Raw genomic sequence first — 20,578 nt, forward strand, 5'->3', positions numbered from 1 at the left:
TTCGCTTATTAGAGAAGATAAATGGATGATGGAAATTTTAGAATCTGCCAAATCATTGAATTTGCCTGATTGGTGGATATGTGCTGGATTTATCCGATCAAAGGTCTGGGATGTGTTACACGATTTTAGCGAAAGAACAACTATTCCAGATATTGATGTGATCTATTTTGATTCAACAAATATTGACAAATTAGAAGAAAAGAAAATCGAAAAAAAACTAAAATCCCTTATACCCAATATCCCTTGGTCGGTAAAGAATGAAGCGAGAATGCATGTTAAAAGTAATATGCCTCCTTATTCTTCGTCTGTTGATGCTATATCGAAGTTTCCAGAAACAGCAACAGCTTTAGGAGTAAAGTTAGATGAAAATGACAATGTAATATTAACAGCCCCTTGTGGAATTAGTGATGTAATTAATTTAGAGGTAAAACCAACACCTTATTTTAAAGAGACTAAAGAGCGAGTGGAAATTTACGAAGATCGCATAACAAAAAAGAATTGGAAATCAACTTGGAATAAGATAAAAGTTAACCACATTAAAATCCATTATTAAGCTCACGGGCAGATACTTGAGTAGAAATATTGAAATACTTTTATGAAATGCCACTCAAAAAACGGAAATAGAACGTTATATGAAAGATCAGCAAACTCATAAAAATAAGGGGGAGGAATACGATGCCAATTGAAAGAGTTACATCGCTCGAACAGTATGAGTTGGATTTACTCATAGACGATAGCTTATCTGAGGGATATAAATTTATAAAGAGATTAGTGGATGAATATGCAACGGGGAGTAACAGATTTGATAAAAGTGGTGAATCACTTTATGTTGCGAAAATAAATGATGAAGTTATTGGAATTGGAGGGCTAAATATTGATCCATATCTTAGCCTTCCCAATGTAGGACGAGTGAGACATCTATATGTTTTACGTCAGAACAGAGGTACTGGTGTAGGTAAGAAACTTTTAAACACAATAATTGATGAAGCAAGGAAGCATTTTCGGACACTAAGGTTATCATCTACTGATAACCTAGTTGCCGAAAATTTGTATATAAAATGTGGCTTCTCTAAAGTGGAAGGAATTCATAAAGCTAGTCACATATTGGAAATATCAAAAGCTGATAATTAGGGATTGGTGTTAAACAAAAAGGTGCTATTGTGGAATAAGGGGCTGCTGCAACTGTTTTCATCTTCAACTAACAGGTGTTTTCCTTAAGGAGCTGGCCGTTAATAAAATGCAGCCTTTTCCTTTGAACTAAAGGGCAGAATACTTGAAGAAGAATATCCTAAAATACACAGGAATTCTTTTGAATATTACAGAATATTTTATTATGAATAAACAGTGATTTTGGAGGTAATCCTGGGGAGTTTGAACTTTTCCCCGATGTTGCAGAGTCATTACAGCAATTGAAAAAGTCTGGTATATTAATTTGTTCTTTTACGAATCAACCTGGAATTTCTCAGGGAGAAGCCTCCTTTCAAAGTTTTGAAAAAGAACTCAAAGATATTGGTTTTGATAGAATTTATCTCTGCCCACACCAGCATAATGACGGTTGTCAATGTAGAAAACCTTCTCCCGAAATGCTAAAAAAAAGGCTGCTAAAGATAATAACTTGAATTTAAACCAATGTGTTGTAGTTGGGGATAGATGGACAGATTTATTAGCTGCCGATGAAGTGGATGCAAGAAAATTTTAGTAAAAACAGGTAGTGGTAAAGAAACCTTTGAAAAATTCATAAACAATGAGTTTTTTGGTCAGTGGGGAGAAGTTAAACCCGATTATATAGCTCAAAATATAAATGATGCTATTAAATGGTTAATGGCAGACTAATACTATTTATAACTAATTGGTGCTTTAGTTTTAGAAGAAGGACAGTCTTACAAGCTAAAAAGCGACCCGTCCACATATAAAATGTACCCTATAGAATAGACACTTTGAAAAAAGGAATACTCTATAGGGTGCTTTTTTGTATAATTAATTTATAAGAAAAAGATCGAATCGGGGAATCAAGATGACTAAAGAGTATTTTTCAGAAAAAGAAGTAATCGAGCTGCTTATAAAGCCTAATGTAAAATCTGTAAGTACGAAAGCAATTACCTATACAGATGAATTTAGGAGATTATTCATTTCAGAGAGTGAAAAGGGAAAAATTTCGCGTGAAATTTTTGAGGAGAATGGTTTTGATATTAAAGTCATAGGTACAAATAGAGTAAAAAAAACGGCTTATAGATGGCGTACTGCTTATAAAAAATCTGGAGTATTAGGGCTGGATGATTCACGCTCAAACACTTCAGGAAGAACACACAAGAAAGAACTTACGTTAGAAGTAAAAAATGTTAGAATAGAAGCTCAGGTTCAATTGTTAAAAGCTGAAAATGAGTTTTTAAAAAAGTTAGATATGATCGAAAGGGGGCTGAGATGAAAGCAATAGGTATCGCTGAAATGAAATTTCTATTAATACGTTTTACCATTGAAAAGTATAATCTGCGAAACATGGTGAGTTTTCTATGTAATCTTTCTGGGGTCTCACGGTCTGGCTATAATAATTATTTCTCGTTAAAATCCCAGGAACGGAGAAATGAACGAGAGAAACAAGATAAACTTTTTAAAAAGAATATATTAAAGGCCTTTAACTTTAAAAAGCGTAAAAAGGGAGCCCGTCAAATTAAAATGACGTTAATGGGCCAATTTAACCTTAACTATAACCTTAAACGTATCAGTAGAATCATGAAAAAATACAATATTTTTTGCCCGATAAGAAAAACCAATCCATATCGAAGGATGGCGAAAGCGACGAAAGAGCATACTGCCTTGCCTAACTCACTAAATCGTCAATTCAAGCAGAGTATACCAGGTAAAAGTATTGTTAACCGATATCACATATTTATTCTATGGGAAGGGAAAGAAAGCTTATTTATCTTCGATTAAAGATGGTTAAGAAATTTGGATTAGGCCAATCCATGTCTAGACGAGGAATTTGTTGGGATAATGCACCACAGGAATCATTTTTTGGGCATTTCAAAGATGAAGCATATATTAAATCCTGTGAAACATTGAATGAACTAAAACGCGAAGTTAAGAGATATATGATTTACTATAATAACAACAGATACCAGTGGAATTTAAAGAAGATGACCCCAGTTCAATATAGGAATCATCTTCTCGATATAGCTTAAAGTCTTTTTTAAAATGTCCTTTACAAAGGGTACACTTTAATAATGGATAGGTCGCTTTTAGTTATTAATCCAGGTCAGCGCAGGCTTCTTCTTACTCATTCCTTAGTAGCGATCGTCTCTACGTTCTCTGCATCGACATTCGAACTCACGGTCACGGTCTCTATCACGATCATGGTCACAATGATGTTCACGTTCTCCTCTTACTTCTCTACATTCACAAATTAACCTTACCCGTCGTCTACGTCTACGATCTTCTCTTTCTCCGCCAATAAAATCATCTTCAAAACACATACACTCATCGCCCCTTATTATTATTAAAATCGGCCGACCTTAATAAATAATATATTGTTAAATGGTATGTGATGATTGGACAATCTGTCTGGTAAAAACGAACATTTTCATTTTCTGCAATAAAAAAATCCTCCTCAGTTATGAGAAGGTTATTGCAAATGTGAACTAGAAGGTTACATCTATTATTACTTATACTATTTTTCTTAAACCTGTCCAGGCTATTTTTATGCGATAATAAAGTGTGAAAATATCTTTGTTCAACTGAGGGGGCAGGTTAGTTGAAGAGTGTTGTTTAACTTGTGTTCAACAATCGGGCCATATAGTCGATAAATAGCAGGAAAAACATTAACTTTGACAGACGTAAAAATGTGTTTCTAAATCCAGAAGGAAGGTTAACTATGAGTGTATTTTTAAAATTTAATGGAATACGTCCTAATAATGAAATAGGCAAAAAGCAGAAAACATATTCTGTTTTATTTTCTTTCATTTTTGGATTTGCATCAGGTCTTATTGCTAAAATACTTGATTCGACTTTATTTCCTAATGAACTTTCACTCTTAGGGTTAATTGGAAGTAACTTAGGTGTATGGATATTTATTCTTTCCTTGGTAGCTGCCTATTCTTACACGCCCAAATTAGCCGCAACACGTGTTTTTGTATTCCTTATTTCAATGCTATTTTCGTATTACATGTATACGATCTTAATTCTTAACCTTTTTCCATTAAAGTATATTGTTTTTTGGTCCTTGGCTGCATTACTATCAATAATTCCAGCCTACATAATGTGGTTTTCTCGTGCTGACCACTTAATTTCTAGTATTATTACGGCTTTACCAATCTCTGCAATTGCATTTGAAGGTTATAAAATCTATCTTTCCACAGTGGAATATTATGAAAGATTTTCGAACGTCGAAAATGCTCTTGTAAGTGATGGAAACTATTTTTATATGCTTGGCACTGAAATAGTATACGCTTTAATGATAATTATAATTTTGCTTCTTGTACCGAAAAGAAAAAAGCAATGTTTATATATTATTCCATTTTCCGTAGTCGTATTTTTTGCCTTAGTGACAGTATTACCTTGATTATTAGGATATCCCGATGGGGTAATCTTCAAGAATCGGGCGCGATTGTTTAATAAGCGTCTCTGTTCTTATTAAACTAACGGGTGTTTAGTTCAAAAGATAAGACCGCCAATTACAATCTAAAAAGTGACCCGTCCACATTAATGGATAGGTCGCTTTTAACCATTAGACCCAGTCAACGCCGGGCTCCTTCTTACTCAAATTCCTTAGTAGCGATCGTCTCTACGTTCTCTGCATCGACATTCGAACTCACGGTCACGGTCACGGTCACGGTCACGGTCACGGTCACGGTCACGGTCACGGTCACGGTCACGGTCACGGTCTCTATCACGATCATGGTCACAATGATGTTTACGTTCTCTGCATCGACATTCGAACTCACGGTCACGGTCTCTATCACGATCATGGTCACAATGATGTTTACGTTCTCTGCATCGACATTCGAACTCACGGTCACGGTCTCTATCACGATCATGGTCACAATGATGTTCACGTTCTCCTCTTACTTCTCTACATTCACAAATTAACCTTACCCGTCGTCTACGTCTACGATCTTCTCTTTCTCCGCCAATAAAATCATCTTCAAAACACATACACTCATCGCCCCTTATTATTATTAAAATCGGCCGACCTTAATAAATAATATATTGTTAAATGGTATGTGATGATTGGACAATCTGTCTGGTAAAAACGAACATTTTCATTTTCTGCAATAAAAAAATCCTCCTCAGTTACGAGGAGGTTATTGCAAATGTGGTCACGAATTGATTACATCTATTTTTGCTCATTATTTTTTCATTATACCTATCAGGCTATTTTTATGAATAAAAAAGCTCCTCGATTTGAGGAGGCCCAAATGGATACGAGGTTACATTTAATATTACGCATAATATTTATTCTTATGACCCTTTAATAGATAATTATATATCCGATCTTTTCACCCAAGAATAAATCTCTTTTAGCAACACCCTATCCGATTTAACTTGCTGGATCGTGTACGTTTTATTTTTTACAAAAAAGGCCTCCAAAATTAAGAGGAGGCTCGCTCAAATGTGAGAAAAAAGGAGGATTGGTATCAGTATTGCTCATTACGTTTTTCTTAAACCTGTCCAGGCTATTATTATGCGATATAAAGGCGGAAATATATCTTTGTTCAACTAACGAAGCAGTTTAATTTAAGAAGGGATTTAAATACTTATATGGAATTTAATAAAGATGTAACATAAAGGAGTGAATAAAAATTACCATAATATGTTTGATAAGACGTTTATCCCCTTTTTAATTGTACTTAGAAAGATGAGAAATTTGATTGAAGTCTTTTATTATCCATTTATCTTGATGCAAATAAATATTACTGATACAAGCATTTATTAACTTCGTTTTCCCCGAACCTATATCACCATTAGATAAAACAGATAAAATAGAATTGATTACTGCACCATGTGCTACAAGCAATACTTTTTTGTCTACATATCTTTTATTTATCTTCTCGATACCTTCCATTATTCTCTTATTAAGGGATGTTCTTTCTTCCTGATTTGGATATGTACTATCTGGAAACTTAGATGATCTTTCAGCATATGCCATCCCCTCAGCATCCCATAATCTCTTTCTAAAAACTCTTCCATTTCAATAACAGGTACATTGACATTTTTATTTATAATTTTTGCAGTTTGTTTTGCCCTTTTTAGTGGACTTGTTATGATTACATCCCATTGTGATTTAAGGAACTCGCTACATTCCTCAGCCTGTAAAATACCAGTTTCATTTAATAGTATATCAGTTCTTCCCTGAAGCTTTCCTATTGCATTCCAATCCGTTTCTCCGACCCTTATTCAACTAGCGTTTGTATTAGTTCTATACTGAGTGATTCTTTTTCTTCTTCAACAAGGGTAAAGCTTTTATTAAAAGTCAAGGGATAGCATGCTCTTCTTGATATACCAGCATTCTTTATACAATGTGCAACATTATATGAGCTATATTAATTGAACAACAGGAGATCGTCAATGACGATCTCCTTTTATGTCGTATCGGGACCATAACGTGTGGCAGAAATATCTGATACGTAGAACTTTTTAATACCTCCTAAATGGACAAATGTGTACAATATATAGATAGCTCTTCAACAAACGGGCCGATTGTTGAAGAAAAACCCGTTCCATTTATACTTGAAACTAAATGGAATACTAATCATAAAATACTTTAAAAAGTGGGGATATCAATGGTTGCAAAGAATAAAGAGGATTATAATGGATTAAAAGTAATTGGTGAAATCTGTGGGGCGATTCGAGATGAATTAGTCCATAGTACGAAACCTGGAATTACCACAAAAGAACTCGATGAAATTGCAAGAGAGATGTTTGAAAAAGCAGGAGCTCAATCTGCCCCAAAAGGAGAATACGGTTTTCCTGGATATACGTGTATTAGCATAAATAAAGAAGTAGCGCACGGGATTCCGGGGAAACGGACCATTCAAAAAGGGGACATTGTAAATATTGATGTTTCAGGTTCAAAAAACGGGTATTTCGCAGATACCGGAATTTCCTTTGTAGTAGGAGAAGGAGATACAACTTTACAGAAAATATGTGACGTTGCTAAAGAAGCATTCGATGCTGGACTTAAGAAAGCAAAGCCAGGTTCAAAAAAAAGCGCGCTCGGAAAAGCTGCACACAATGTAGCAAAACAGCATGGCTTAACAGTCATAAAAAATCTTACTGGACACGGTATTGGGCGTTCGATTCATGAAGAACCAACACACATTTTCAATTACTTCTCCCACTGGGATGACGAAATTTTAAAAGATGGTATGGTAATTGCCTTTGAGCCTATGATCTCTACATTTGAAGAGGAAGTTTTCCAATCCGAAGATGGATGGACCTTCCTAACCAATGAAAGCTTTGTGGCTCAATACGAACATACGGTTATTCTTACCAAGGAAGGACCGCTTATCACTACATTGTAAGAGCACTAACACCACGACTGGCTGTCCTAATAATACGATAGGGTGCTTTACTTGAAGATCGTTGAGCTGTTTGACGGCTCTTTTTTCTTATTGAACTAAGAGGCAGGTTAGATTAACAAGGCTATGATATTATTGTTATTATCAAAACACTTATTTTTGATAAGGAGATTCAAAAAAAGAAAACTGAAAAAGAAAAAATGTTCCACAAAGACTTACATTCCGAAAAAATTAATAATAGTAAGGTGGCAACGATTATGAGTGATAGTATCATACTGATAGAGGAGTTCAACAATACCGAAATAGATAAAAATTTAAAATGGTTTTCCCCACCTAAAGAGTGGAATCATAATTGCGAGAGCTCGAACTTAATTATTAAAACTGATAAGCAAACAGATTTTTGGCAAAAAACACATTATGGTTTTCAAGCTGATAATGGACATTTTTTGTACTATGAAGTAAACAGAGACTTTAGATTAACTACTAAAGTAAAATCTAAACCAGGGAATAGATACGACCAAGCTGGCTTAATGGTGAGATTTTCAAGTAATACTTGGTTAAAGACTTCTGTTGAATATATACCCGATGGCAATAGTAAATTAGGTGTTGTTGTAACAAATCAAGGTTATTCTGATTGGTCTAGTCAGGAATTTTCAGAAGACCAGAATTCACTTTTTTATCGAATAACCAGAAGAGAAAACAATTACTATGTTGAATATTCATTAGATGGTATTTTGTGGAGACAAATAAGAATGACGCACCTCGTTAAAGAGACAGATAATATTAAAGTTGGCATCTATGCTTGCAGCCCACAAGGAGTAGGTTACGAAGCAGAGTTCGACTTTATTAAAATTGAAAATATAAATAATGATACAAAAGTTTATTAGGATTACCTTAATGTCTTATTCTATCGGGTGCTTCGTATTATAAGGTTAACCAGTTTTTACTGGTTGACCTTATTTTTATAGGATTTAATATATCAATAGCCAGGGTAGGACGTACGGGTGCGTGGGACAATGATCCCGTGAACTAAACTGTCCACCCCCTACTTGTAGAAACATGTTTGAGGCTGGTTGGGACATAGATCTCGTATAACAAGCGAAGCTATGATACTGCATGGAGGAATAGGGATACTGGTGAGTGAGTCAGAGGAGGAAGCTAAATGAACCCAGTAGTTGGTCTGGATGTGGCAAAAGGAGAGAGCCAAGTTCAGGCATTTTTAGATAAATCGAAGCCGTTTGGAAAGAGTTATTCGATGAAGCATACAAGAGAGGAATTAGACCGTTTTATAGGCTTTTTAAATGAGCTAGAAGTGATGACCGGGCAAATGCCTATGGTCATTTTAGAATCAACAGGTCATTATCATTCTCCTGTTATTCAATACTTGGAGGTGCACGAGATTTTATATATCTTGCTTAATCCTATCATTTCTTATCAGGCTAAGAGATCCAGTTTAAAGAAAGGTAAAAACAGACGCAATTGATGCGTATCAGTTGTGTGTGCTTTATTACAAAGAAGATTTTGAACCTAATAAAAACAGAGGAATTCAACTATTAAATCTTAGAAATCTTTCCAGACAACAGGAGATTGTGACGAATATGTATGTGGAGGCTAAGCTGCAGTTTCACACTATTTTAGATCAAGTGTTTCCTGAATACCGCAAGGTTTTTGGTGATCTATATTCGAAGGTTTCTTTACTGAAGTTAAAGAAATATCCTACATCAGAAGATGTAATAGCGGCTGGAGAAAGTAAGCTAGCGGAGTGTGTTATGGAGTTTTGTCCAAGACGATCTAGTCAATGGGCATTGGATAAAGCAAAAAAATTAATGGATTCCGCATCTCGAAATCCATTTCAAAAAGTGGTGTATGACAGTCATTTAATCAATCTTCAAATGTATATTGAGTTGCTTTTTCAGTACCAGGGACACCTTTCAGAGCTAGAAAATCGTATTGTGACGATGGCAAATGAATTAGAAGAATACAAAGTTGTACAATCGATTCCTGGAATCGGAGAAAAAATCGCTGCCACGATTATCTCAGAGATTGGTGAAATCGATCGGTTTAGTCATCCGAAAAAACTAGTTGCATTTGCAGGAGTGGATCCAAGTGTTCACTCATCAGGAAAGTTTACTGCGACAACCAATCGCATTACTAAAAGAGGCTCAAGTAGATTACGCCATGCCTTGTATCTTGCCGTATTGTGCGGTATCAGAAGTTCAAGAAACAAAAAACTGAAAGAATTCTATGATAAAAAGAAATCGGAAGGAAAGCCTTCCAAAGTGGCTTTAGTAGCCTGCATTAACAAACTGCTTCACTGGATTTATGCTTTATTAAATAGCAAAGAAACTTTCCTGGATATAGCATAATTAACGGTAATAAGTAATAAAGAGAAAACCTTCCAAAAGGTTTTTGGAGGGCTATTTGTCATGCACAAAATAATATAACATAGGATTAATTATAATTTTAAAGAATAATATTGACATCCTATTAGCTGGTTTAGTTCAATAAGATAAGACCGCCAATTACAATCTAAAAAAGTGACCCGTCCACATAATAGATAGATCGCTTATATAATTATAAGCCCGGCCAACGCCTGGCTATTTTTTATGAGATACTTAACAATGTGGATAATCAAGGGTTAGTTACTTTAAATCCAAACACTAATGAACTGGTTTATTATACTAATTAAAAAAGCACCTAAAAAGATGCTAAGCGTAAAGAAAAATAGCTTATCCTAGTTAAAATAATAATTCTCTAACTCTTTTTGCTTAATTTTTCAAGTTCAGTCTTTAAATAGTTAATCTGTTTCTGCATCTTGTTTATTTCATTTCTTTTTTGAGACTCTTCAAGAGAATGTAATAATACATCCGCGGTAATAGAATCAGTCACTTTAATCAATTTTTTACCAATTTCAATAAGCTCATCTAATTGAGCATCGGTTTCGTGATTTGAATCATTATGTTCAAAATTATTATCATTTAATTTCAAAATTCTAGCCTCCTATGCAAAAGAATTTTCATATTAATTTATGCATTATTTATTTTTAAGTGACGTGTTGAATTACCTGACAACTAATAAATATAATAAGTCTAACAGACAACAGACTAATAGAACCCTAAGAACGCCGAGGATTTACGTTGTTCATTTGTTTTTTTAATTGTTTCACTTCATTGGTCAAATAATCAATCTGTTTTTGCATATTATTATTACTAATTTGTTCTTGTTGTTGTTCTTGTTGTTCTTTTTGTTCTTCTTCCAACGCTTGAACTGCTGCGATGGTAGATACCACATCGCCAAGTGTAGATAACAATTCACCCCAAACAGCAAGCTCTAATGTACTAATTGCTTGATCTTTTTGATTATCATTTCCACTACTTGTCATAAAGAAGCCTCCAATAATTTAAATAAAAACAAACAATTTTTAACTTAACTAGGTGTATAAAGAGGTTGCTAAAAAAATGGTTTAACTTACAAGATTTAATTTTTTCTTATACCTATAAGTATTTTTTATGAGATAGTAATGCGTAAAATATCTTTGTTCAACTGAATGAGCAGTTTAATTAAATAAAATGTTTGATATTATTTATCAACCATTTAAATTCATACGCTTCACCATTATTTTCCTGACAACCTCCTCAGATGCAACATTTACCTTTTTCTCAATTTTTTTTAAATTTATAATTTCCTTTTCCAAATCTACTTCCTTTATCGTTAACACCATCTTTAATTCAATGCTACGTAACAAATATTCAAGTGCATCAACCAATCCTTTAATAGATTCTACTAACAGCTGATGTTCTTTCATAATGTATTTTGGAGGAATTAATGTTTCTAGAGATTGTAAGCTACTTTTACTTACACTAATTGAATTTTGTAGGTCCATACAGACCTGATCCTTATTTTTTATTTTTCCATCTAAAAAATCTGGATACATCCTATTAGAAATATAAATTAAAGTCCCGCCTACCAGTTGAAGTGTTTGACCATATTTAACTAATACATTATCGATGTTATTTCCCTCCTAGCGAGTCACTACATTTAGTACTCGTTCCTTTAATGCTATGGTATGCGGCCCAAAGTGGATTGTTAATGCCCTTTTATAAAATCACTAAATTCATTCATTGGTATTGAGCAAAAAACCTTTTTGAACTTGGAGTGCCTTAGTTTAGTATGAAGGTCCTTCAATAACAAAAAAGCCATAACGAAAAAATAAAAAAGGCTCCTCAATTAAGAGGAGGTGCCAATGGATACGAAGATTACATTTATTAGTACGCATAATATTTTTTCTTATGACTCTTTAATCAATAATTATATATCTGATCTTTTCACCCAAGAGTAAATCTCCTTGAGTAATACCCGATCTGATTTAACTTGCTGGATCATGTATATTTTTTTCAATAAAAAAGACCTCCCCAATTAAGAGGAGGTTATTGCAATGTGAAAAAAAGAAGAAAATACTAGAGTTATAATTTACCCTTGATTTATTATGCGTTCTTATTATATATATGAAATACTTAACAATGTGGATAATCAAGGGTTAGTTACTTTAAATCCAAACACTAATGAACAGGTGCTTATTATACAAATTAAAAAAGCACCTAAAAAGATGCTAAGCGTAAAGAAAAATAGCTTATCCTAGGTTCAATAGGGATTCTTCATAAATCCTTGGTTTTTAATTTTCTCTTATTGTTCTTTTATCAAGATAAGCCACCTATTGTTAGCTTTTACCCCTTACCATTTTTTTCAGTCCGGTTCTTAAAAATCTCCATGGGGCGCATCATTTCGTGATCTTCATGCTCCAACATGTGACAATGCCACACATAACGCCCGGTGAAGGGGCCAAAACGGGCTATAATGGATGTGACGTAACCGAAGGGGGTCCGAACTGTATCTTTTAATCCCATTTCATAGGGATCAGGAGGAGTGGGAGGTCCTGTAAAAATTAGGTTTCCGTTTTTTTGAAATTGAGCAACATCAAAAGGCTGGCGATCAAGAATTTGAAAGTCAACCAAATGGAGATGAATGGGATGAGGATCATCATCGATTATATTAATGATTCGCCAAGTTTCAACGGTATTTACTTCAATTCTTTCGGAAACTCTGTCTATCCACATTTTTCCGTCCAATAAATTCAAGGATCTACCATATTGGTCCTTGATTCTAACGAGTGTTAAATCTCTTGTTTTCTTTGCCATACTTCTTGGAAGTTGTTCGATGGGCCCTAAATAGTAAGGAATGGCGCTGGTATCTGGACTTTTTAACGGAACGTTTACTCTGAATTGTAAGACGTCAGTTGTTTCGGGGGATGCACTCTTGGTGACGTTTTTGAGAGTAATGGTTTGACCGTAGTATTGAGAAAAATCAATGATCACATCTACGCGCTCGGCACTCAGAAGTATAAACTCATTTAGTAAAACACTTGTCTCAAGAAAGCCTCCATCTGTGCCAATTTGATAAAAAGACTGATTGGAATTCATCATTAATGTAAGAATTCGACTATTGGATGCATTTAAAATTCGAAATCGGTATCTTCTTGGTTCAACGTTCAAGAATGGATAGACCTTCCCGTTTACTAGAATCGTATCCGCATCAAAAGGAGGGACCAGAGAAGGACGCGGAAGGCTTGCGTCGTTTTGATCCGATGTGCTAGGGTAGTAAAGTGATCCGTCTGGATTGAACGAGCGGTCCACAATTAAAAGAGGGATTTCATATATACCTCTCGGAAGATTAAGGGATTGTTCATGCGCGTCACGAATGAGATAAAAGCCCGAGAGTCCGGCGTAGTTGTTCAATCTCGTAATTCCTACTGTGTGGTCGTGATACCACAATGTTGTGGCTCGCTCAATGTTCGGATACGTATAAACCTCTTGTTGAAATAAAGGCCCCGTTTCTTGAAAGTTTCGCGTAAACCATGCTTCGGGGTAACCATCACTATGGGCAGGCGTTCTTCCTCCGTGTAAATGGACAACGCTTCTACCCTCTGGAAGCGTCATTTCGGAACCATGAATGGTTGTATCAACGGGAAGAAAGTGTTTAGTGGGCAGATCATTGATCCATTTAACGTACACTGTTTCATTCTTCATCACTTCGAATGTAGGACCCGGAAATGTTCCATCATAACCCCATAAACGGGTTGGTCCAAGGTCCCTGTGCAGCTTCTGAGAAAATTCCTTCATTGTCACTTCGTAATAGGAGTGTTTATTATTTCGCATCTTAGGAGATAAAGTGTTTAGAATAGGCAGTTCATCCACGAATTTTTGAAGCTTTATCTTTTCAGGCATAAGAATGGAAGACCTCCTCTCTGTTAATATCTACAGAGTAAGTTTATGAGCATGAACTTGTCCATTATGTCTATTGAGTCCGTCAACAATAAATATAAAACCGACCCACTCTCAATTTGAGTAGGTCGGTTTTCCTTATTTACTGAACATCTGATATTTTCACCCAAGAATAAATCTCTTTAAGTAAAACTCTATCCGATTTAACTTGCTGGATCGTGTATGTCTTATTTTTAATCGATGCAGAAATCTTTTGTCCTGTTGCATATTTTGATGCACTCGACTTTAACTTTACTCGTTGGCCAACTTTTAATGTTGTCGGTGCAGCAGATGCGGATCCCGAACCATTATCTGTAGGATTGATCCAGCTACCTGGAGTTCCATTTTTGGTTGTAACGTTTATCATGTCACCAGACGTGTTGAAAAGAAAATATACCCCCGCCTTCACTGTCGTCTTTTTATTCTTACCTGACTTGGCATCAGCTGCTGTGGCATACCCTCCAACTGATTTGTTCAACTTATACGTCCCTCCGATTTTATTATCAGTGGCGGCAGGCGTGTTTGCAGATTTAGATGTTACTGGTTTTGATTCGCTCACTATTAAAACTTGACCAACATAAATTAAGTTAGCGTTCTTGATATTGTTATCTTTTTGCAACTGCTGGATAGTCGCTTTATATTTTTTCGCAATAGCGCCAAGAGTGTCTCCCCTTACCACTGTGTACATGTAGATGTGGAGTTGGTTGGTTCTTGAGCAGGTTTTCCTAGCGATTGTTGATATGCCGCGTCAATTCTTTTTCTATATGGGTTAAAGCTACCATCCCTCTTTAGGATTACAGCAGGGCAATATTTACCTGACCAAGATTGGTGAGGAACCACCTTTCCAGAAGAGAAGCCAAAAGCTTTCATCAAGTAGGCATGCAGTGCAATCGCATTTTCTTCAGTCTTCGTTCTATTCCCATCAACGTTCATACACTTCTCGACCCCAATCGATACCCGGTTTCCTGACTTTGTATTGGATCCATCTCCACAATGCCATGCGTTTTCGTCAAATGGCAAGTGTTGATAGATAAAGTTTCCATCAACCGATAAATGCCAAGAAACATGCGACGTGTCTTTAGGCTGATAGCTCGCCATGTTATGAATGTAGCGATTATGCATTTCAGCATTTGCCCCGCGCCCCGCATTTCCTGTGTCGTGGTCGGTAATGTGTGTAGGCTTCATTGAATACCCAGGTCGAATTTTAGGGTTATTTTTAGATATAATATCCACAATGACTATAGCATTTCCAATTTTTGAACCGTGCTTTAGAAGTTTCATATTAATCATCCTTTCAAATTTAAAATAAAAAAAGAGCAACGATTTACTCGCCGCCCTCTAACTCATTTTTCCTATTTGCTGCCCGTTTCAATTTTGACTCCAATTCTTCTTTAACCCAATCTGTTATTCTTGTAAGTATCCAGTCTGGAAAAGAATCTCCCCATCCTGCACGTATTGCATTTGCTGTCATCGATTGCAAGGTGTGATATAAAACGCCAAATGCCAACATTCCGAAAATGACATCTGGTGCACCGAGTACTACATCTAATAAATGACCACCTGCCGGTAATGCCAAAACAAAAAACGTGCGGAATATACCGTCGATACCGTATTTACTCACATACGTATTATCTTTCTTTGCTGCTCTCGTTCCTGATATCCAATCCATCACGATAAAAAATATCAACGCCGTCATGACCGATCCAACAACATGACTATCACCGTATAAAAATTTAAAGCTTGGTCCTACAATCGCACCAATAATGCCTGATATGATTGCTCCTGTTTGTGTATATATTTTATCCATTTCAACTCTCCTCTTCTAATTCAAAATAAAAAAGGACTGAATATCAGCCCTTGAGTAACAAAATAAAAAAGCCTACGCTTCGTATGGCTCTTCCTGTTCATCTCTCGCTTTTTGTTCTGCTATTTCTTGTTCCACAATATTTGTGATAACTGTGATCATATCCTCCTCAGAAGCTTCTAAACCTAAAACATCTGGAGTTAGTCATAATAGCCTCTCTTCTCCTTCAACACTTGCAGTGATATTCCTGCCGAAGAAATGTTCCGGTATTGCCTTCGATGCTTTACCTATCTGCGGGTTCTTAAATTGAATGCGTGTACTTTTAATGATAATATTCATCATATTGCCTCCTCAGAAATTTCAGTCACTTCCACGATTTCGTCTAGTTCGAACACATAAGTTTCGCCTGTCCACGATTCTCCGATCTCACGCTCTACACCTTTTATGTGCCAGTTCTGTACGCTATCGTGCTTGTCGTTCCTTGTGCCAATAACCAGCACTTTGTATTCCCCAGCTAGCTCACAGGTTACTTTCAGTGTATCGCCTTCTACTTCACCAAACGCTCTTCCAAAGTGACGGTGCCCATTTACCCAAACATCGACGTCCTTGTTAAGGTACTGGAAGTAGTCAGGCAACTCCAGCACTACTGTTTCATTAGGCGAGGTTGCTTCAATGGTGAAACGGTATAAAGTATCCCCCGCTGTTGGACTCTCTACTGCACCATGCCTAAGTACGTGCGTATCTTCTTTATCAGGATGTGGATGAGGTATTTCAAAGTTCTTAGTCCCTGCTACAGAAAACGCTCCAGGCACCTTCCAATTATTAGTTTCTTCAGCTGCACCCAATACTCTCTCATTATCATTCAATGCTTTTGCTCCGACACCTATAGCCACTGATGATCTTCTGCTGGCCTCAGCTTCCGAACCTAGAGCAACAATTCGAATCTCTCCCAGTTTCTGCGTACACCTAAAGCAATTGCATTGTTACCTGCTCCATCGGCATAACGACCTATTCCTATACCATTACTATTCGAACCCGATCCTCCTCGAGCCTCCTGTCCGATGGCGATGCCGTAGGCAGTAAATGAAGTGTATGCATTAGCATCTTTTCCGAACGCTACAGAAGTTCCAGTCAATCCATGAACGTTGGTCAATGCCGCATGCGTTGCTATCGCAGTGCTCTGTTCGATCAGAGATGGAGCTGATTGCCAGGAAGCCCATACATTGCCAGCTGCTCCACGTATGATCAAACGACCTGAGCGCGTTACATACAGCTGTGCGGCGCCTTCAGCAGTAAGTATATGATATACCGCCCCGAATCTGTTGACGTTACCTGTAGGGACTTTTAAGGCATTATCAGAAGCGTAGTACATACCCGACTCGGAAATAGTGTTTAAGTCTTCAGATACCTTAGCAATACCTCCTAGTCCAAAGGAGCGCACCCAGTTAACGACACTCTCAGTATCACGATCCGTCTCTGTTTATTACTTCGGAGGCGTTAAGCATTGCCACCTTGTCTTCAAGACGATCCCAGTTCTCATTTAGTATTGTATCAATGTTGAATGTCTGGTTGCCGTCTGTCTGTGGGTTAATCTTAAGTAAATCTAACCTCTCTGTATTACTAGCCAACATTACCACCACTGTTTCCCAAGGTAAGCGAACTGCTGTTGTCGCATATTTGATATCTGAGAACTTCGGTTTCCCGCGGTACCCATCATCTACGTTTTCAGTTTTCCCTCGTAGAATACGAGAATCAATACCGATTTATCAATTTCACCTGTTTTCGCCTTACGCATTTCTTTACGAATTAAACCACCTAGCGCTGTTTTTTCAAACGTTTGTTGAATAAATTTACTAGCTTGCTCTGGCGCTAATAATCCAGATGTAACATCACCTGTCACAATTGTTTTCATGATTTGTTGATTTCTCATGTGTCAAATTCCTCCTTTTATAGAAACCCGTCTAAATAATGTTTTTGAACCGTTACTTGCTCTTGTCCTTCCTCATCTGCTTGCTTCGAAATACCTCGCGCTTTCTCAACCGCATTAAGACGTTCATTGAGTGGCGTTAGCTTTTCTTCAAGAACCTCACCAAACTGCTTTATGAGTGTTTCTTCTGGAGTTGGATCATCAGCATCGTCTCCAACTTCTTCTTTCTCGAATTCACTAAATTTATTAGTAATTGGTTCTAATTGTTTCATCTAGCATTTTTTCGATATCTTCTTTTTTCATATCCTTTTCACCCTTTCTAATAGACTCCGGTTTGTCCTCCAGCACCTTTTGAATATCTCTAGAACCCTTAATTTCTTGAAGGATTCCCAAAAATTATTTTGCAGCTTCTATTCGTTCGAAATCTGCAACGTCCGGCGTACGTTTGTCCCAAAACAACGAAATCACTTCCCAGACGGAACAGTCTTAGATGGTGAGATTGTCGTTTCGGACGATCAAGGCAAACCCGATTTTGAAGCTGTAATGCAACGATTTAAATCGAAGAAGTCTCCTCACCAGATAACCTATGGTGTATTCGATATCGTTTACTACGCTAATGAAAATTTGTCTTCTAAGCCTTTACTAGAGAGAAAAGAAATTCTAAATCAATCTATCCCAGTTGATACCAATTTACTAACTAAAGTTAACTGGACCAATGGCAATGGTATGGCCTATTTCGACTCCGTTAAGCAACTAGACCTAGAAGGCCTTGTACTAAAAAGAGCCGATTCAGGTTATCAGGTCAATAAACACTCTAAAGATTGGTTAAAAGTTATTAACTACAAATATGAGAATGTTTATATTGCTGGTTTGCGTAAAGATAAATTTGGATTACTTTTAAACTATGAAAATGGGACTTATGCTGGATTACTAGAATTCATGCCTCCCCAAAATAGAAAAGAATTCTATAATGTTTACTCTGATTTTGTTATTAAAGAAAATGATAAATTTTTCTATTTAAATCCTAACCTGAAGGCATCTGTAAAATTTCGTAATTTTACTAGCAAAGGATTACTTAGGATTCCAAGCTTTGTGGAGCGGGTATCTTAATTTACCTTCTCCACACTTTGTTCGAACTATGAATTAGTATTTATATAGTTTTCTTTTATTACAGTCACAGTTAAACTTATTTGAAACCTTTTGTGACCTACAACGTAATTATTTATAAATAATCATTGGAGGTACCAAACTTATGTGGATAGTATCATTAGCCATTGCAGCCTGTGCTCTTGCTTTAATCAGTAATGCAGAATCTAAAATTAAAAAGCTTGAAAAAAGAATTACAGAACTAGAGAAAAGACAATAACATCTATGGGACCTCAGTAATTCTCTGGGGTTTCTCTTCCTATTTTTATTGAACAAAATGTGTCAATATCCCAACGTTGATGAGGATAGTCCACCCTACTTATAAATCTGATTTCCATTGCTTTTTTCCGAACATTCATAGTAGGTTCGTACTCCCAGCCCCATACTTCTTTATAATCATTTAGATGCCCTTGTTCACTAAACATAATAAATCTGCCTAACTGACGAATGATTTCTTGCCCTGTACCACCCTCAGTACATTTTCTGCGTAAGTCTTTACTACGAGGATGTAGTGATACTAACTCTTTGGTATAGGGATCAACATAGCGCAGTTGGTCTTTGGCATTGAATAAAAAATAGCCAGCTATCAGTGAACCCTCATCTGTTTTATGACCGAAAAATGGATTGTGTCTGTCTCCATCAGTTTTAACAATGAAGGCAAGTAATTCATTTGATTTATTTAATCGTTTTACACGTTCTTCTGTTACGACTCACTCCTTCCTTCGCTCTTTCTGTCCACTACCTACCAATCAAAATCAATTCCCTACGATACGACCACTGCTTATTTTTTTGTTTAACAGCTTCCTTGTTCTCACCAGGAGCGTATACCTCCACGACTTGCAGCAACTCATTGTCCAGTGACTTCGCCTTGCGCTCGATCGACCACCTAACTGACATGTCCTCACCTTCTTTTCAGTTTTTAAAGATGTATATTTACACTGCATTGTTTGTCCAATCGATTTCACTTCAGAATCATAAATTATTAATGTAAGACAGCCTTACAAAACAAGAAAGGAGGTCCTAAAAATGACTCGTAGAAAATGTAACGGGTACGACTCTTGGAATGAAAATCATGAAAAAGATGACAATCACTGCCAAGGATGTATTTGTAATCAATTAAGAAGATTACAAACACAGACTGAAGTTGATGTATTTTTATCCGGTGGTCAAGTGTTAGAAGATGTTGTTTTCATCTCTTTCAACCGTAAAGATTGCTGTGCATTCTTTACAGATCCAATGACAGAGCCAGGTTCAACACTTATTGTTGACTGTGAAAAAATCGACGCTATCCGTATAGAAGCAGACTGAGTTGTGAGAGGGTTTCTTTCTTAGCGAAGGAGACCCTCTTCAATAAAATCCGCATTCTGCGCTTAACAAATCGCTTCATTCTTTCAACCTTTTCAGTTCTTTAAGCTTGTCCAACTCAATCCACCCAAACACTGGATCCAACGTAACCACCGACAACTTATGGGGATACTTGATATGGAACATCTTCTCTTTCATCTTGAATACGTCCGTCTCAACGCCCTTCACATCAATCACTTCAATGCTCTCGTCCTTCTGGTGTACTTCAAAATCGGCTACATACTCTATCTTTCTATGAGTCTTGCCATCCTTTTCAAAAGCTTCTTGCAAGAGATACCGTGGCTGCGTCCGAAAGAACAATATTTCTTTGCATTCCTGCAGCCATTTTAATTGCTCGTAATATTTCGCTTCTGCTTTGCTATCAAAAACAATGCCGTCCAATGTTGTTTTCTTATTGCCGTACTTAGATCGTTTAGGTTTCTTGATATTCTGATATTCCTGTACTGACATGCGTTGTCTCATACTGAACTCCTTTTGCTAAATCTAGTTAATTCACCCATTTTTT

At 36.4% G+C, this 20,578-nt stretch carries 26 protein-coding genes and 4 pseudogenes; 11 read left to right on the forward strand and 19 right to left on the reverse strand.

What is annotated here, in order from left to right; translation table 11 throughout:
• The first annotated feature begins 25 nt into the window (after positions 1 to 25).
• The 5 genes and pseudogenes from MHB53_RS11590 (at position 26) to MHB53_RS11610 (ending at position 3,179) form a co-directional block, all read left to right on the forward strand.
• Positions 26 to 553 carry a nucleotidyltransferase family protein gene (locus MHB53_RS11590; RefSeq protein ID WP_340924448.1) on the forward strand — a complete coding sequence of 176 codons (528 nt, stop codon included), beginning with the start codon at positions 26 to 28 and terminating at the stop codon, positions 551 to 553.
• Between the two features lie 122 nt (positions 554 to 675).
• Positions 676 to 1,131 carry a GNAT family N-acetyltransferase gene (locus MHB53_RS11595; RefSeq protein WP_340918363.1) on the forward strand — a complete coding sequence of 152 codons (456 nt, stop codon included), beginning with the start codon at positions 676 to 678 and terminating at the stop codon, positions 1,129 to 1,131.
• Positions 1,132 to 1,337: 206 nt separating this feature from the next.
• Positions 1,338 to 1,619, forward strand: a complete 282-nt coding sequence (locus MHB53_RS11600) for an HAD-IIIA family hydrolase (RefSeq protein WP_340924643.1) — start codon at positions 1,338 to 1,340, stop codon at positions 1,617 to 1,619.
• A pseudogene (locus MHB53_RS11605) lies at positions 1,604 to 1,699 on the forward strand (HAD hydrolase-like protein); the annotation flags it as partial. The gene MHB53_RS11600 and the pseudogene MHB53_RS11605, both read left to right, overlap by 16 nt.
• Before the next feature lie 315 nt (positions 1,700 to 2,014).
• Positions 2,015 to 3,179: pseudogene (locus tag MHB53_RS11610) on the forward strand (IS3 family transposase).
• A 102-nt stretch (positions 3,180 to 3,281) separates the two neighbouring features.
• Here MHB53_RS11610 and MHB53_RS11615 read toward each other — a convergent pair.
• Positions 3,282 to 3,470, reverse strand: a complete 189-nt coding sequence (locus MHB53_RS11615) for a hypothetical protein (RefSeq protein ID WP_340918365.1) — start codon at positions 3,468 to 3,470, stop codon at positions 3,282 to 3,284.
• 398 nt (positions 3,471 to 3,868) lie between these two features.
• On the opposite strand from MHB53_RS11615, the gene MHB53_RS11620 reads away from it, so the two are divergent.
• Positions 3,869 to 4,555 (forward strand): hypothetical protein, encoded by a 687-nt coding sequence (locus MHB53_RS11620; RefSeq protein ID WP_340918371.1) that lies wholly within the window; start codon positions 3,869 to 3,871, stop codon positions 4,553 to 4,555.
• 206 nt (positions 4,556 to 4,761) lie between these two features.
• On the opposite strand, the gene MHB53_RS11625 is transcribed toward MHB53_RS11620, so the two are convergent.
• Positions 4,762 to 5,148, reverse strand: coding sequence for a hypothetical protein (locus MHB53_RS11625; RefSeq protein ID WP_340918373.1), 387 nt, complete (start codon positions 5,146 to 5,148; stop codon positions 4,762 to 4,764).
• Positions 5,149 to 5,833: 685 nt separating this feature from the next.
• Positions 5,834 to 6,390, reverse strand: a pseudogene (locus tag MHB53_RS11630) (histidine phosphatase family protein).
• Between the two features lie 386 nt (positions 6,391 to 6,776).
• On the opposite strand from MHB53_RS11630, the gene map reads away from it, so the two are divergent.
• The 3 genes and pseudogenes from map to MHB53_RS11645 all read left to right on the forward strand — a co-directional run bounded on the left by map (position 6,777) and on the right by MHB53_RS11645 (position 9,880).
• Positions 6,777 to 7,517, forward strand: coding sequence for a type I methionyl aminopeptidase (gene map, locus MHB53_RS11635; protein ID WP_340918376.1), 741 nt, complete (start codon positions 6,777 to 6,779; stop codon positions 7,515 to 7,517).
• A gap of 254 nt (positions 7,518 to 7,771) precedes the next feature.
• Positions 7,772 to 8,401, forward strand: a complete 630-nt coding sequence (locus MHB53_RS11640) for a DUF1349 domain-containing protein (RefSeq protein WP_340918379.1) — start codon at positions 7,772 to 7,774, stop codon at positions 8,399 to 8,401.
• A 275-nt stretch (positions 8,402 to 8,676) separates the two neighbouring features.
• Positions 8,677 to 9,880, forward strand: a pseudogene (locus MHB53_RS11645) (IS110 family transposase).
• A gap of 388 nt (positions 9,881 to 10,268) precedes the next feature.
• Here the strand turns inward: MHB53_RS11645 and MHB53_RS11650 are convergent.
• From MHB53_RS11650 to MHB53_RS11715, 13 genes are all read right to left on the reverse strand, one after another.
• A complete protein-coding gene (locus MHB53_RS11650) occupies positions 10,269 to 10,502 on the reverse strand; it encodes a hypothetical protein (protein WP_340918380.1) in 234 nt (77 codons plus the stop codon).
• A gap of 127 nt (positions 10,503 to 10,629) precedes the next feature.
• A complete protein-coding gene (locus MHB53_RS11655) occupies positions 10,630 to 10,896 on the reverse strand; it encodes a hypothetical protein (RefSeq protein WP_340918383.1) in 267 nt (88 codons plus the stop codon).
• 204 nt (positions 10,897 to 11,100) lie between these two features.
• Positions 11,101 to 11,397: a hypothetical protein gene (locus tag MHB53_RS11660; RefSeq protein WP_340918386.1), complete on the reverse strand. Its 297-nt coding sequence runs from the start codon at positions 11,395 to 11,397 to the stop codon at positions 11,101 to 11,103.
• A gap of 841 nt (positions 11,398 to 12,238) precedes the next feature.
• Positions 12,239 to 13,795, reverse strand: coding sequence for a multicopper oxidase family protein (locus MHB53_RS11665; protein ID WP_340918388.1), 1,557 nt, complete (start codon positions 13,793 to 13,795; stop codon positions 12,239 to 12,241).
• A gap of 139 nt (positions 13,796 to 13,934) precedes the next feature.
• Positions 13,935 to 14,309, reverse strand: coding sequence for a hypothetical protein (locus MHB53_RS11670; protein WP_340925023.1), 375 nt, complete (start codon positions 14,307 to 14,309; stop codon positions 13,935 to 13,937).
• Between the two features lie 194 nt (positions 14,310 to 14,503).
• Entirely contained in the window at positions 14,504 to 15,112 is a 609-nt protein-coding gene (locus MHB53_RS11680; protein ID WP_340918392.1) for a peptidoglycan recognition protein family protein, read from the reverse strand.
• Positions 15,113 to 15,155: 43 nt separating this feature from the next.
• Positions 15,156 to 15,638: a phage holin family protein gene (locus MHB53_RS11685; RefSeq protein ID WP_340918395.1), complete on the reverse strand. Its 483-nt coding sequence runs from the start codon at positions 15,636 to 15,638 to the stop codon at positions 15,156 to 15,158.
• 201 nt (positions 15,639 to 15,839) lie between these two features.
• A complete protein-coding gene (locus tag MHB53_RS11690; RefSeq protein WP_340918397.1) occupies positions 15,840 to 15,974 on the reverse strand; it encodes a hypothetical protein in 135 nt (44 codons plus the stop codon).
• Positions 15,974 to 16,528, reverse strand: a complete 555-nt coding sequence (locus tag MHB53_RS11695) for a hypothetical protein (protein WP_340918400.1) — start codon at positions 16,526 to 16,528, stop codon at positions 15,974 to 15,976. The genes MHB53_RS11690 and MHB53_RS11695 overlap by 1 nt, the downstream gene beginning before the upstream one ends.
• A 32-nt stretch (positions 16,529 to 16,560) precedes the next feature.
• The gene (locus MHB53_RS11700) at positions 16,561 to 16,788 is read right to left on the reverse strand and encodes a hypothetical protein (RefSeq protein WP_340918403.1); all 228 of its coding nucleotides are present in this window, start codon (positions 16,786 to 16,788) and stop codon (positions 16,561 to 16,563) included.
• A 310-nt stretch (positions 16,789 to 17,098) separates the two neighbouring features.
• A complete protein-coding gene (locus MHB53_RS11705) occupies positions 17,099 to 17,263 on the reverse strand; it encodes a hypothetical protein (protein WP_340918406.1) in 165 nt (54 codons plus the stop codon).
• 89 nt (positions 17,264 to 17,352) lie between these two features.
• Positions 17,353 to 17,565, reverse strand: a complete 213-nt coding sequence (locus tag MHB53_RS11710) for a hypothetical protein (RefSeq protein WP_340918408.1) — start codon at positions 17,563 to 17,565, stop codon at positions 17,353 to 17,355.
• Between the two features lie 17 nt (positions 17,566 to 17,582).
• Positions 17,583 to 17,834, reverse strand: coding sequence for a hypothetical protein (locus MHB53_RS11715; RefSeq protein ID WP_340918410.1), 252 nt, complete (start codon positions 17,832 to 17,834; stop codon positions 17,583 to 17,585).
• A 106-nt stretch (positions 17,835 to 17,940) separates the two neighbouring features.
• Here MHB53_RS11715 and MHB53_RS11720 point away from each other — a divergent pair, with 106 nt between their 5' ends.
• Positions 17,941 to 18,672 (forward strand): ATP-dependent DNA ligase, encoded by a 732-nt coding sequence (locus tag MHB53_RS11720; RefSeq protein WP_340918413.1) that lies wholly within the window; start codon positions 17,941 to 17,943, stop codon positions 18,670 to 18,672.
• Positions 18,673 to 18,941: 269 nt separating this feature from the next.
• Here the strand turns inward: MHB53_RS11720 and MHB53_RS11725 are convergent, their stop codons facing one another.
• Both MHB53_RS11725 and MHB53_RS11730 read right to left on the reverse strand, forming a co-directional pair.
• Entirely contained in the window at positions 18,942 to 19,133 is a 192-nt protein-coding gene (locus MHB53_RS11725) for a hypothetical protein (RefSeq protein WP_340918415.1), read from the reverse strand.
• 313 nt (positions 19,134 to 19,446) lie between these two features.
• A complete protein-coding gene (locus MHB53_RS11730) occupies positions 19,447 to 19,605 on the reverse strand; it encodes a hypothetical protein (protein ID WP_340918417.1) in 159 nt (52 codons plus the stop codon).
• Positions 19,606 to 19,734: 129 nt separating this feature from the next.
• Here MHB53_RS11730 and MHB53_RS11735 point away from each other — a divergent pair, with 129 nt between their 5' ends.
• Positions 19,735 to 20,016, forward strand: coding sequence for a hydrolase (locus MHB53_RS11735; protein WP_340918420.1), 282 nt, complete (start codon positions 19,735 to 19,737; stop codon positions 20,014 to 20,016).
• A 75-nt stretch (positions 20,017 to 20,091) separates the two neighbouring features.
• On the opposite strand, the gene MHB53_RS11740 is transcribed toward MHB53_RS11735, so the two are convergent.
• Positions 20,092 to 20,535 carry a DUF1064 domain-containing protein gene (locus MHB53_RS11740; protein WP_340918422.1) on the reverse strand — a complete coding sequence of 148 codons (444 nt, stop codon included), beginning with the start codon at positions 20,533 to 20,535 and terminating at the stop codon, positions 20,092 to 20,094.
• Positions 20,536 to 20,578: the final 43 nt, after the last annotated feature.

Origin of the sequence: Bacillus sp. FSL K6-3431, assembly GCF_038002605.1 — a bacterium.
In the GTDB taxonomy this organism is placed as follows: Bacteria; Bacillota; Bacilli; order Bacillales; family Bacillaceae_C; genus Lederbergia.

Coding starts and splice junctions, on each gene's coding strand:
- MHB53_RS11590 (WP_340924448.1), top strand. CDS start 26: ATGATGGAAATTTTAGAATCTGCCAAATCATTGAATTTGCCTGATTGG.
- MHB53_RS11595 (WP_340918363.1), top strand. CDS start 676: ATGCCAATTGAAAGAGTTACATCGCTCGAACAGTATGAGTTGGATTTA.
- MHB53_RS11615 (WP_340918365.1), bottom strand. CDS start 3,470: ATGTGTTTTGAAGATGATTTTATTGGCGGAGAAAGAGAAGATCGTAGA.
- MHB53_RS11620 (WP_340918371.1), top strand. CDS start 3,869: ATGAGTGTATTTTTAAAATTTAATGGAATACGTCCTAATAATGAAATA.
- MHB53_RS11625 (WP_340918373.1), bottom strand. CDS start 5,148: ATGTGTTTTGAAGATGATTTTATTGGCGGAGAAAGAGAAGATCGTAGA.
- map (WP_340918376.1), top strand. CDS start 6,777: ATGGTTGCAAAGAATAAAGAGGATTATAATGGATTAAAAGTAATTGGT.
- MHB53_RS11640 (WP_340918379.1), top strand. CDS start 7,772: ATGAGTGATAGTATCATACTGATAGAGGAGTTCAACAATACCGAAATA.
- MHB53_RS11655 (WP_340918383.1), bottom strand. CDS start 10,896: ATGACAAGTAGTGGAAATGATAATCAAAAAGATCAAGCAATTAGTACA.
- MHB53_RS11660 (WP_340918386.1), bottom strand. CDS start 11,397: ATGGACCTACAAAATTCAATTAGTGTAAGTAAAAGTAGCTTACAATCT.
- MHB53_RS11665 (WP_340918388.1), bottom strand. CDS start 13,795: ATGCCTGAAAAGATAAAGCTTCAAAAATTCGTGGATGAACTGCCTATT.
- MHB53_RS11680 (WP_340918392.1), bottom strand. CDS start 15,112: ATGAAACTTCTAAAGCACGGTTCAAAAATTGGAAATGCTATAGTCATT.
- MHB53_RS11685 (WP_340918395.1), bottom strand. CDS start 15,638: ATGGATAAAATATATACACAAACAGGAGCAATCATATCAGGCATTATT.
- MHB53_RS11690 (WP_340918397.1), bottom strand. CDS start 15,974: ATGAATATTATCATTAAAAGTACACGCATTCAATTTAAGAACCCGCAG.
- MHB53_RS11710 (WP_340918408.1), bottom strand. CDS start 17,565: ATGAGAAATCAACAAATCATGAAAACAATTGTGACAGGTGATGTTACA.
- MHB53_RS11715 (WP_340918410.1), bottom strand. CDS start 17,834: ATGAAACAATTAGAACCAATTACTAATAAATTTAGTGAATTCGAGAAA.
- MHB53_RS11725 (WP_340918415.1), bottom strand. CDS start 19,133: ATGTTTAGTGAACAAGGGCATCTAAATGATTATAAAGAAGTATGGGGC.
- MHB53_RS11730 (WP_340918417.1), bottom strand. CDS start 19,605: ATGTCAGTTAGGTGGTCGATCGAGCGCAAGGCGAAGTCACTGGACAAT.
- MHB53_RS11735 (WP_340918420.1), top strand. CDS start 19,735: ATGACTCGTAGAAAATGTAACGGGTACGACTCTTGGAATGAAAATCAT.
- MHB53_RS11740 (WP_340918422.1), bottom strand. CDS start 20,535: ATGAGACAACGCATGTCAGTACAGGAATATCAGAATATCAAGAAACCT.